This is a genomic window from Acinetobacter sp. PW68 (genome assembly GCF_020982655.1).
Taxonomy (GTDB): domain Bacteria; phylum Pseudomonadota; class Gammaproteobacteria; order Pseudomonadales; family Moraxellaceae; genus Acinetobacter; species Acinetobacter towneri_A.
In genome coordinates this window covers 514,926-527,160 of sequence record NZ_JAHZSX010000001.1, presented here as the reverse complement: position 1 = coordinate 527,160, position 12,235 = coordinate 514,926, and the positions used below count along the sequence as shown (strand labels likewise).

General features: G+C 41.6%; 9 protein-coding genes and 1 pseudogene. 6 read left to right on the top strand and 4 right to left on the bottom strand.

The features are described from left to right. The first annotated feature begins 6 nt into the window (after positions 1 to 6). Together K1T76_RS02430 and K1T76_RS02425 are read left to right on the top strand one after the other, a co-directional pair. A complete protein-coding gene (locus K1T76_RS02430; protein WP_230243995.1) occupies positions 7 to 2,142 on the top strand; it encodes a 3-hydroxyacyl-CoA dehydrogenase NAD-binding domain-containing protein in 2,136 nt (711 codons plus the stop codon). Between the two features lie 162 nt (positions 2,143 to 2,304). Next, positions 2,305 to 2,637 carry a hypothetical protein gene (locus tag K1T76_RS02425; protein WP_019837790.1) on the top strand — a complete coding sequence of 111 codons (333 nt, stop codon included), beginning with the start codon at positions 2,305 to 2,307 and terminating at the stop codon, positions 2,635 to 2,637. Positions 2,638 to 2,751: 114 nt separating this feature from the next. Here the strand turns inward: K1T76_RS02425 and K1T76_RS02420 are convergent, their stop codons facing one another. Together K1T76_RS02420 and K1T76_RS02415 are read right to left on the bottom strand one after the other, a co-directional pair. After that, the gene (locus K1T76_RS02420; protein ID WP_019837791.1) at positions 2,752 to 3,174 is read right to left on the bottom strand and encodes a GNAT family N-acetyltransferase; all 423 of its coding nucleotides are present in this window, start codon (positions 3,172 to 3,174) and stop codon (positions 2,752 to 2,754) included. A gap of 22 nt (positions 3,175 to 3,196) precedes the next feature. Then, on the bottom strand, positions 3,197 to 4,417 hold the full coding sequence (locus K1T76_RS02415) for a class I SAM-dependent methyltransferase (protein ID WP_230243994.1): 1,221 nt from the start codon (positions 4,415 to 4,417) through the stop codon (positions 3,197 to 3,199). Positions 4,418 to 4,515: 98 nt separating this feature from the next. Here K1T76_RS02415 and trhA point away from each other — a divergent pair. Then, a pseudogene (gene trhA, locus K1T76_RS02410) lies at positions 4,516 to 5,162 on the top strand (PAQR family membrane homeostasis protein TrhA). Positions 5,163 to 5,350: 188 nt separating this feature from the next. After that, the gene (locus K1T76_RS02405; protein ID WP_019837794.1) at positions 5,351 to 6,664 is read left to right on the top strand and encodes an MFS transporter; all 1,314 of its coding nucleotides are present in this window, start codon (positions 5,351 to 5,353) and stop codon (positions 6,662 to 6,664) included. A 64-nt stretch (positions 6,665 to 6,728) separates the two neighbouring features. On the opposite strand, the gene K1T76_RS02400 is transcribed toward K1T76_RS02405, so the two are convergent. Continuing rightward, the gene (locus tag K1T76_RS02400) at positions 6,729 to 7,739 is read right to left on the bottom strand and encodes a metallophosphoesterase (protein WP_230243993.1); all 1,011 of its coding nucleotides are present in this window, start codon (positions 7,737 to 7,739) and stop codon (positions 6,729 to 6,731) included. A gap of 176 nt (positions 7,740 to 7,915) precedes the next feature. Here K1T76_RS02400 and K1T76_RS02395 point away from each other — a divergent pair, with 176 nt between their 5' ends. Then, positions 7,916 to 9,526, top strand: coding sequence for a phospholipase D family protein (locus K1T76_RS02395; protein ID WP_230243992.1), 1,611 nt, complete (start codon positions 7,916 to 7,918; stop codon positions 9,524 to 9,526). 97 nt (positions 9,527 to 9,623) lie between these two features. On the opposite strand, the gene K1T76_RS02390 is transcribed toward K1T76_RS02395, so the two are convergent. After that, positions 9,624 to 10,442, bottom strand: coding sequence for a lysophospholipid acyltransferase family protein (locus K1T76_RS02390; RefSeq protein WP_070153822.1), 819 nt, complete (start codon positions 10,440 to 10,442; stop codon positions 9,624 to 9,626). 427 nt (positions 10,443 to 10,869) lie between these two features. Here K1T76_RS02390 and hflX point away from each other — a divergent pair, with 427 nt between their 5' ends. Then, positions 10,870 to 12,210 carry a ribosome rescue GTPase HflX gene (gene hflX / locus K1T76_RS02385; RefSeq protein WP_070153770.1) on the top strand — a complete coding sequence of 447 codons (1,341 nt, stop codon included), beginning with the start codon at positions 10,870 to 10,872 and terminating at the stop codon, positions 12,208 to 12,210. Positions 12,211 to 12,235 lie beyond the last annotated feature (25 nt).

Genomic DNA, 12,235 nt, shown 5'->3' with positions numbered 1-12,235 from the left:
ATAAAAATGAGCGCCATTCACTATCAAAAAAATGCCGATAACATTGTAATTCTAACCTTTGACTCGCCGAATCAATCGGCCAACACCATGAACGCTGACTTTAGAGATGCATTAGCGCAAGTGGTGCAAAAGTTACAAGCAGACGAACAAGTGGCGGGGGTTATTTTTGCCTCTGCAAAAAAAACTTTTTTTGCAGGCGGTGACTTAGATGAGTTGATTCAAGTGCAGCCTGAACATGCCAGCTCATTTTTTCAGATGATTGAACACCTAAAAGCACAGCTGCGTTATATTGAAACTCGTGGTATTCCTGTAGTAGCTGCCTTGAATGGCACAGCACTCGGCGGCGGATGGGAACTTGCCCTGTGCTGTCATCATCGTATTGCAATTCGTGATCCAAAAACCAAGTTTGGTTTACCCGAAGTGACTTTAGGTTTATTGCCTGGTGGCGGTGGTATTGTGCGGATGGTACGTTTATTGGGATTACAAACTGCCCTGCCACTGTTGATGGAAGGCAAACAGCTGAGTGTGGAAAAAGCACAAAGTTTAGGTTTAATCCATGATCTTGCTGAAAATGAAACAGAATTACTCAGCAAAGCCCAAGACTGGATTCTCGCACATCCACAATCACAACAAGTATTTGATGTCAAAGGTTATAAAATCCCAGGGGGAACGCCACCCACGCCTGCTGTCGCGCAAATGCTTTCGATTGCTCCTGCCATGTTACGCGACAAAACCAAAGGCTGTTACCCTGCGCCAGAAGCAATTTTGAGCGCAGCAGTAGAAGGTGCACAAGTTGATGTCGATACAGCATTACGCATTGAATCCCGCTATTTTACCCAGCTCGCAACAGGTCAAATTTCTAAAAATATGATTGGTACCTTTTGGCATGGGCTGAATGCGATTAAATCGGGCAGTAGCTGTCCGCAAGGCATTGCGCCGCATCAAACGCAAAAAATCGGTATTTTAGGTGCAGGCATGATGGGTGCAGGCATTGCTTATGTCACGGCAAGCAAAGGTATTGCGGTTGTTCTTAAAGATGTATCCATCGAACAAGCTGAAAAAGGCAAAGCTTACAGTCAAAAAATACTAGATAAACAAGTATCGCAAGGTCGTATAAGTGCAGAGCGAGCGGCACAAGTCTTAGCCAAGATTCATCCAACGGCACAGGCTACCGATTTACAAGGCTGTGATTTGATTATTGAGGCGGTATTTGAAAATCCTCAACTCAAGGCGCAAGTCACACAAGAAGCCGAAGTTTTTCTAGCAGAACAAGGTGTGATGGCATCCAACACCTCAACCCTACCCATTAGTGAACTTGCCCAAGCGGCGCAAGACCAGCAGCGTTTTATTGGACTGCATTTCTTTAGCCCTGTCGATAAAATGCCATTGGTCGAAATCATTAAAGGAAAAAATACCTCTACCGATACTTTGGCAAAGGCCTATGATTTTGTGCAGCAGATTGGTAAAACACCGATTGTGGTCAATGACAGCCGCGGCTTTTTTACCAGTCGGGTGTTTGGCACTTTTGTGCAGGAAGGCTTGCGCTTACTGGCGGAAGGCGTACATCCTGCCAAAATTGAAATGGCTGCTTTAAAAGCAGGCATGCCTGTTGGCCCACTTGCCATTCAGGATGAAGTATCTTTAACCTTATCTGAACACGTGGCACAGGAAGCACGTAAGGCGTTGCAAGCCGAAGGGAAAGACCGACCACTGTCGAGTGCAGATGAAGTCATTCAAACCATGATTCATCAATTCTCGCGTAAAGGTAAAGCAGCTGGTGCAGGCTTTTATGACTATCCTGAACAGGGTAAAAAACAGCTTTGGTCGGGGTTAAACCACTGGTATCAAAATACCAAAATCGCTGAACAAGAGATGATTGACCGTTTCTTATTTGTGCAAGCACTGGACAGCTTACGTTGCTTAGAAGAAGGTGTTTTAGAATCTGTCATTGATGCCAATGTGGGTTCCATTTTTGGCATTGGTTTTCCTGCATGGACAGGTGGTGCTTTGCAATTTCTAAATCAATATGGTTTAAAACAGGCTTTAGCACGGGCACAGCAACTTGCAGCAGAATATGGCGAGCGTTTTAACCCACCTAAAATCTTGCAAGACCGTGTTGCCACAGGTGCAGCAAGTATTTAAATCTAACTTATAGTTCAAAGAGGGATACGTCATCCTTCTTTTTATTTGCTTAAAATTAAAAGAATGATCCCTACATGAATAGAATTTAATCCGTTTTTTTATGAATTTTATGTTATAAAGTTACATAATTTTAAGATTTAGATTCAAATTGGGTAGATACACATGACTGAACACCTTACTCCTGAAAAATCACCTTGGGGTTGGAAAGCACTCTTTATTTTCTGTATTTTGGGTGGAATTTTCATGTTTATTTTCTGGTTAGCGGTCACGAATGAACCTGATTACATGCCTAGCCAGCAACAAAAGCAGAATACTCAGCAACACGCCTTTAAAAATGCACCTGCCATGTCACAAGAAGCTTTGGCAAAAGCACAAGCAGATCGTGAAGCACGTGAAGCTATATCTGCTGAAACTGCAGATGCACACAGTATGACTGAAACAGAACATGCCAATATGCCTGAAAACCATGAGTCAGCGCCCGCACATGGACATTAATATGCGCTAGCCGCTCAGTTCATACAGTTCATAAAAAAAACCGCCATGATCGCATTCCATCAGGGCGATTTTTTATTTTGTACGATTAAAAAATCAGGACTATCGACAATTCATTTAAAACACCAATCGCATATCTACATGTGGAATACCACAATCTAAATACGACTCACCCTCCACCTGAAAACCCAAGCTTTGATAAAACGGAATCGCATGTTTCTGCGCAGACAACTTAACCCAAGGACGTTGCTGCTGCTTTGCCATCTGAATAATATGCTGCATTAGAACACGTCCCACACCTTTACCACGCTGTGACTTCAGTACCGCGACCCGCCCAATATTGTGATTTTCCAATAAGCGTGCTGTTGCAATCGCCTCCTCTGCTACATAAACCACAAAATGCAAAGCAACAGCATCCTGTGCATCCCATTCATCTTCAGGGGCAATCTGCTGTTCTTGAATAAAGACTTGCTCACGAATAGATTTGGCCTCTATCGCAAACTGTGCCCAAGTGCCGGATTGAATTACATAATTTTGCATCTTTTATCTGATTCCATTTTGCTTAGCACTTAGAACCAATGCCCTGCTGATCCCACTGATCATTCAACAACAACTCCAAAGAATGTTTTTGAATACCGTACATGGTTTTTAAATAACGAATTTGTGCCAAAACAGTCTGATCAGGTTCACTCCAATTTTGACGTTTAGTTGCCAAAATCATTTTGTTTTTACTGGTGTGTTCCAAAGAAACAAACTCAAAAACTTTAGTGTCATAACCATACGCTTTAAGTAATAAAGCGCGGATGGTATCGGTCAACATTTCTGCTTGCTGTCCTGCATGAATGCCAAACTGCAACATGGGTTTAAGCACACTCGGACTTTGCAGTTGTGGACGCAATTCTTTATGGCAGCACGGCGCACACATAATCATTTGTGCATTCAGGCGAATACCCGTATGAATTGCAAAATCTGTAGCCACATCGCAAGCATGTAATGCAATCATGACATCCAAATGTTCAGGTTGATAGGTACGCACATCGCCTTGAAAAAACTCCAGCTGCTGAAAATCTGCCGCCTTTGCTACCGACTGACAGAACTCGACCATTTTCGGATTCAATTCCACCCCTGTAACCCAAGGTTTCAATTGCTGCTTTTGCAAATAATCATACAGTGCAAAGGTCAAATAGCCCTTACCTGAACCAAAATCCACCACACGCACGCTTTGCTCAGAAAGATGAATATGCGCCAATGCACCCGCAAAAATTTCAATAAATTTATTAATCTGTTTCCACTTGCGCGCCATGCTTGGAATGATCTGCGCCTGCGCATCGGTAATACCTAGAGGCTGTAAAAAAGGACTACTTTGCTCAACATAGCGTTGCTTTTCACGATCATGCCCTTGTTGCTCTTTGGGTTTTGCAGCAGCTGTTACCGCTTTACTCATACTGAGCATGGCTTTCTTTTTATTCTTTTTAAGCTGAATTTCTTGATCGAGCGTAAATAAATTCGCCTGTTTACAATCTGCCAATAACTGACTCAATTGTGACTGGGCTTGCGCCAAAGGATAATTTTTGGTGATATCCTGCGTTTTATGACGATACAAACAACTCAACACCTGCTCTTGATTGAGTTGAATAATACGCAGGGTAATTTTTTCTAATTGTTCCAATTCGCCTTTGTACTGGCTAAGCACTACACGATCAAGTTTTTGTGTATCAATGGCTTGCTGAAAAGCCTCCAAGAATTGTTGTTCCTGCGCAGAGGGAGAAGCCAAAGTCGACATAGTGAAAACCTGAAAAAATTACAATTCAAGTTTAAATGTTATTACCCTAAAAGCAAAATTGAATTACTATACAGTTGTATAAATAAAAAAGAACACCTATGAAATTGAATGCGCCTTTAGTACCAGATTATGACCATCAAGAGGAACGGATTAACTATCTGAGCCACGGTATTGGTGCAGCTTTGGCATTAATTGGCGGTATTTTTTTACTGATCAAAGGCGCATACTGAGTACAGGACAATGGCTAGGTTTATGGGCCTATGCCATTAGTATGGTGTTGCTCTTTTCTGCCTCTATGCTGTATCACATGGCAACTGCTGCAGACCGCCGCTATTTTTATAAAAAGCTTGATCACACTGCCATTTATTATTTAATTGCAGGTACTTATACCCCATTTTTATCCATCGCGATTCCTACTCAAAAAGCACAATATTTGTTAATTGTCTTATGGATTATTGCCTTGATTGGCACCCTATTTAAACTGGTATTCATCAACCGTTTTCATAAAATTTCTTTAATTGCCTACTTGGCGATGGGTTGGTTAGCCGTTCTGGTCATGGACAATATGCAAGCCTATTTAAGCAGCCAAGCCCTGAACTTTTTGTTGATTGGCGGGATTGCCTACACCGTGGGTGCATTGTTTTATGCCTTAAAACGCGTAAGATATACCCACGCAATTTGGCATGTATTTGTCCTTATTGGTGCAGGCACACACTTTCTGGCAATTTATCTGTATGTGATTTAATCACGCTGAATATCGTTCATGCCTTACACATGAAACGGTCAGATTTGAATGATACGCATGGATGCAGTTTTGTGACCAACTTGTTGTTCAAAAAAGCATAACTACAAAAGGTGTTGACTATTCTTCTGCCCATGCGGTCTATGACGAATTGCACTTTCATTTAAAATTCATTTTACATAAGGTCCTGTATGGCATCTTCATCTACTGCTGCCGCTGAACAGCCGACTCAAAATTCTAAATTTCGAGTACTGACTGCAAGTTTGGTCGGTACCACCATCGAGTTTTTTGACTTTTATATCTACGCCACTGCGGCAGTCATTATTTTCCCGTATCTGTTCTTTCCGACCAGTACTGACCCAATGACGGCAACTATTCAATCTCTAGCCACTTTTGCCATTGCCTTTATTGCCCGTCCAATTGGTGCAGCTTTATTTGGACATTTGGGTGATCGGATTGGACGCAAAGCCACTTTGGTCGCGGCATTATTGACCATGGGGATTTCTACAGTCTGTATTGGTTTACTGCCAACATATGCACAAATTGGGATTGTCGCACCATTATTATTGGCATTGTGTCGTTTAGGACAAGGTTTAGGTTTAGGCGGCGAATGGTCAGGCGCGGTACTATTGGCCACAGAAAATGCCCCTGAAGGTAAACGTGCTTGGTATGGCATGTTCCCACAATTGGGCGCTCCGATTGGTTTTATTCTTGCCACAGGTTCATTCCTTATTTTAGGTGCGCTGATGTCTGAGCAAGACTTTATGACATGGGGCTGGCGGATTCCGTTTATTTCCAGTGCCTTATTGGTGATTGTCGGTTTGTGGATTCGCTTAAAACTGCATGAAACACCTGCCTTCCAAAAAGTGTTGAATAAGCAAAAAGAAGTCAATGTGCCCTTTATTCAGGTCTTTAAAAAACACGCTAAAATGCTAGTGCTCGGTACAATTGCTGCAATTTGTACCTTTGTGGTGTTTTATCTGACTACGGTATTTGCCTTGCAATGGGGGACTAAACAACTGGGTTATTCACGTGAAGAGTTTTTAAAACTTCAACTTTTAGCCACATTGTGTTTTGCCGCTTTTATTCCCCTCTCAGCCGTTTTAGCGGAAAAATTTGGACGTAAAACTACGTCTATTGCGGTATGTATCATCTCTGCAATTTTTGGCTTATTCTTTGCCGATATGCTTGCTTCAGGCAGCACGTGGATTGTCTTTATTTTCCTGTGTATTGGCTTGGCGATTATGGGACTCACTTACGGGCCCATTGGTACAGTATTGTCTGAAATTTTTCCAACGTCTGTACGTTATACAGGCTCGGCACTCACCTTTAACTTAGCGGGTATTTTTGGCGCATCGTTTGCCCCACTGATTGCTACTAAACTCGCCACCACTTATGGCTTGGCTGCAGTGGGTTATTATTTAAGTGCGGCATCGATTTTGTCTTTAATCGCATTCTTAATGATTCGAGAAACCAAGCATGACGATGTAAACAACCAAATTTAAGCGTAAATATTGCATCAAAAAACCAGCCGAGGCTGGTTTTTTCATGTAGGTAAGGTGCAGGCGCTTATAATAATTCAATAATATCAATCGTGGGTGGCACACCAAAACGAAAAGGAACACCCACCATTCCTGTGCCCACAGTCACAAATACATCGGCATGATCATGCCGATATAAACCTTTTTTATGCCCCAAAATAGATACTTTTTTCATCACATAATCGGTCAGCCACGGCAGTTCAACCTGCCCACCATGAGTATGTCCTGCCAACATCAACGGGCGTGTCGGCAATTTCGGCACCATATCGACTGTATCTGGGTTGTGCGATAACAACACCCACGGCTTGTCCTGAGGTAAATCAGGCATATAGCGCATATCGGTTTTACCTGCCCATAAATCGCCAATACCGAGCAAACGAAACTCATCAAACTCGACAATTCTGCCTTCAATATCAATCACGTTATTTTGTTCTAAAGCCGTTTCTAACAGCTCTTGAATGGGTGGGCCTGGATACTGTTCATCATGATTGCCATTTACAGAATACACAGGCGCACAAATTTCTTTTAATACTGCCAATTCTTCGACCAATTTATTTTCAGGCTCATAAGTCCAGTCGCCTGCCACAACCACAATATCGGGATTTTGCAAATTGAGTTTCTTCACAATTTGCTTCAATTGACGCTCATGTCCAGAAAATAAACCAATATGTAAATCTGCAATTAAAGCAATTTTGACGGGCTTGGATAAACGACGATCTGGATGAATTTGATATTGAGTAGTTTTAACTTGAATCAAATGCGGCTCAATAAAACGTGCATAACTCAACACGGCACTGACTAAAAATACAAAAATTGCTTCGTGGATGGAGTAATAGCCCTGAACACCCGCATAAACACTAAAAAAAACCAAAGGCGGCAACAGGTAAGATAAATAAAATGCCAGTAAATGCACAAAGGCCTTAAACGGGTGAATGGTTTCTGTATTGGCCTGACTGCGCCATGCTTGCGAAACTGCCCACAACGCCAAAATCGCCATACCAATATAGAAATACAACACGACTGAATCGTTATTCCACATATTTATTCTCTATTACTTCATACTTCTGCTATTCAATGCTGCGCTAAACCCAGATGTTCCATTTAGCCCCTGCACGTCATATATCTGTATTGTCATATTTATCTTTTCATAGCTGACAATTATACTCAAACCCTATTTTTAACTTATTTGCTCCCCGTGCTAAAAAGGAATTTAATTTGGCAAACCGCAGCTCATCCGCTTCATTTCAAAATATTCGGCACAACCTTTTATGGCTGAGTTGCGCCTTCGTTTTGACACTCTCAGGCTGTAGCACGCTGCCCAAACAAATTGAACATCCGATTCAAATGGCGTTTGAAACCCCAACCGATCAAACCAGTTTGGCTAAAATCGTACTGCCGCTACGCGAAAAATATCCGCAGCTTACGGGTTATCATGTCCTATATGATCCACTAGAAGCCCTAGCAGCACGTATCTACCTGATTAATAAGGCAGAAAAATCTTTAGATTTACAATATTATATTTGGGATAACGATAAAATTGGCGCGCTTGCGCTACATGCCATTATTCGTGCGGCAGATCGTGGCGTGAAAGTCCGCTTATTGGTAGATGATAACAATGCCAAAAAAATGGAAGGCATTTATCTCGCGCTCGATCAACATGTCAATATCGACATCAAACTATATAATCCATATCGCTTTCGACATTATCGTGCCATGGACATGATTTTGGATTTGAAGCGTATTAATCGTCGTATGCACAACAAAAGCTTTATTGCCGATAACCAAATTTCTCTGATTGGTGGGCGCAATATGAGCAATCAATACTATAACGTCAGCGACAATTATCAATTTTCTGATGTCGATGTGATGTTAGTCGGCTCAGCTTCGGATGAAATTATTCACTCTTTTGATGAATACTGGAATGATGACTATGCTTATTCAGTCAAGCAACTGGTCAATCCACGACATTACACCTTGCGCTATGAAAGCTTAAAACAGCAATTAGAACAGCACGATCAAGAAGCCACTGTACAAAATTATTTAGATTTGGTGACTCGTTCTAAAGCGATTGAAGAGTGGATGACGCATAATATTAAGTTCGATTGGGTCAGTGCTGAAGTGGTCAAAGATGCGCCGAGTAAAATTAAAGACCGCGCCTCAAAAGAAGAACATCTTAACTTTCAACTGCTGACGCATTTAGAAAAGCCAAGCAGTAGTGTCGATATTATTTCTGCTTATTTTGTCCCTGAGCAATCAGGGGCAGAAAAACTAAAAAACTTAGCGAATGATGGCCTTCAGGTACGCGTACTGACCAACTCCTTTAAAGCCAACGATGTCCCCGTAGTACATGCTTTTTATGCCAAATATCGGGAAGATTTATTGGCAAATAACGTGCAGCTATATGAGTTTTTGGCACGACCTGAAATGGAAAACCTAAATACACATACGCAAGAAATTTCCAAAAAAGCCAAAGTCAGCATGAAAGGTTTAAGCCGTTCTAGTTTACATGCCAAGCTAATGGCGCTAGATGAAAAACAGGTGTTTATTGGTTCGTTTAATTTTGATCCACGCTCGGCATATTTAAATACTGAAATTGGAGTAATTTTAAATAGTCCACCATTGGCTCGCGCAGTTCACCAGACCATGGATGTCAATTTGTCCAAATATGCTTATAAACTGGTTTTAGATGCGCAGCAAAACATTCAATGGCAGATGAAAAATCCACAAGGTGAAACTCAAATTCTAAAAAAAGAACCAGGGATGAAATGGTATCAACGTGCGGCAATGAAAATTACCTCATGGCTGCCCATTGAAGGCTTTATGTAGCAACGAAATATTGAAGCTGTTAGATGGTGACCATTATTCTTAAAACAACGTGATGCGCTTAGGCTATCTTTAACATGAAGATGCGCCTAAGCATTTTTTATGATGTCAGCGTTTGTGGTTTTAATACCTGACGATGTAATTCAGCCAAGCCTTCTGTCATGCGTTCCTGAACCACAGCAGTTAAAGATTCAATATCATGCCCTTCTACCGCAATTGCAGGTAAAGCCATTAAATGCGCTGTCACTTTCGGCATTTCCAAAACATCTTTCACATGATCAACAAAGGTCATGTCATTAATAAACGGCGCAACAGTATCTAACTCACCTTGCTGATTCACATAACAAATCAGACAAATTTGCACAGGTCGTTTGGCTTCAATCGCGGCCCCTAAAATACGACCATGCACTTTTTTAATTTTGCTTCCATCTGACGTAGTCGCTTCAGGAAAAAACAATACGGGAATATCTTGTTTTAGAAATTGCGTGATTTGTTCACGAATTTTGACCGAATCGCCAGAGCCACGCTTAATAAATAGCGTTCCACCGCCTTTGGCTAACTTACCCAATAACGGCCATTTTTCAATTTCAGCTTTGGCCAGAAAAAACACCCGCGCACTAGAACCCAATACTGCCACATCTAACCACGAAATATGATTACTGACCCATAGCGCAGGATCATGCGGAATTTCACCATGAATTTGTACTTCGATATTAAAAACTTTGCACAATTGACGGCAAAAATATTGTACATAACGCGTATTATTCGGGTTGTTGGTGTCTTTATACAATTGATGACGATAGACCAAATAAAACCCTTCACCAATCGCGCCAGCCGTTGCCAGAACTTTTTTGCTATACAAAGCAAGCTTTGCCAAACCATGTATTGGAGATGTGTGAGTTTCAACAGCTGGGTTCATAGGGTCATCACTAATTGTTAAACGCAAAACAACGTATAAAGGTTTATATTTTGCTCATTCTATACTGTTCAATCTGAACTTGCATAGATCAGAAAAACCCAAAGCTGCATGCAGACATGCGACTTTTGGAAAATTAGAGCGCTTTGAGAAATCAAAAAATAATTATGAGAAATAAGTTAAGTGGATATAAAAAACTCCCTGCTTCCTGTGGGAGAAGGTGAAGAAAAAGGCCTGAATTATTGATTTAAATCGGTCTAAACGGATTCTAATCTCAATAAACAAACTCTATATTTAGGTCATCCTCAGATTTGAGTTTACACACACTGAAATGGCACTAACTCAAGGTGCAGGAAAAATCCAGTCATCTAATTCCCTGCACAAACATTTTTTCTACTAGAATAAAGCTTTAACATGGAGATTGCGCTGAGTGGAAAATTTTGTGCCACATCAAGATGGCGAGCGTGTTGTACTGGTCAGTGTCACTGTCCAAATTTTAGAAGACCTTGATGCCGAAGAGTTTCAGCTCTTGGCTGAATCTGCGGGTGCAGAAGTTTTACAACACGTCCACACTCAACGCAGCAAACCAGATGCCAAACTCTTCATTGGCTCAGGCAAAGCCGAAGAAATTGCTGCATTGGTCAAAGAACACGAAGCCAGTTTGGTCATTTTTGATCATGCGCTCAGTCCTGCGCAGGCACGTAATTTAGAAAAAGTGATGCAATGCCGCGTGGTGGATCGCACCGAACTTATTTTAGATATTTTTGCTCAACGCGCCCGCACTTACGAAGGTAAATTGCAAGTCGAATTGGCACAATTACAGCACTTATCTTCACGTTTGGTGCGTAGTCGTAGCAACTTAGACAGTCAAAAAGGTGGTATTGGCTTACGTGGCCCTGGGGAAACCTTGCTGGAAACCGACCGCCGCTTATTGCGTATTCGCATGGGACAACTCAAAACCAAACTTGATAAAGTTCGTCAAACGCGTGCGCAAGGTCGTGTGGCACGACAAAAAGCCGCCATTCCTACCGTTTCATTAGTCGGTTATACCAACGCAGGTAAATCGACCTTATTTAATATTCTGGCGCAAAGTCATGTGTATGCTGCAGACCAACTGTTCGCTACGCTTGACCCCACTTTGCGGCGTTTGGAATGGGATGGTATTGGACGTCTAGTATTGGCAGATACAGTCGGCTTTGTAAGAAACCTGTCTCACTCTTTGGTTGAATCATTTAAAGCAACCTTGGAAGAAACTTTAGAAGCCAGTTTATTGCTGCATGTGATTGATTCAAGCAGCCCTGATGTGTTGGAACAAATTGAAGCTGTCGAGGGTGTGCTGAAAGAAATTGGTGCAGATGTACCCATTTTACGGGTTTACAATAAAATTGATGTTTCAAGCGAAACAGCCAAGATTATCTATGACAAACCACATCAACCCGACCGTGTCTATGTGTCGGCACATTCAGAGCAAGGTTTAGACTTGTTAAAGCAAGCCGTACATGAATGTTTGATGGGACAAATTCAAAAGTTTGATCTAAAATTACAACCTGCTTATGGCAAATTGCGCAATCAACTGTATGCGCTTAATGTCATTCAAGCAGAACAGTACGATGATGAGGGTCAATTACATCTACAAGTCAGCATGGCACCCCATAAACTGGAACAACTAATTAAACAGGCGCATTTACCGATAGATGAAATTTTAGGTGCGCAGGCAGAACAATTTAAACGTCTGCTTAAAGCATTTGAAATTGATGATCAAATCGGTTAAAACGTGATAAGTAAAATTTTAACGA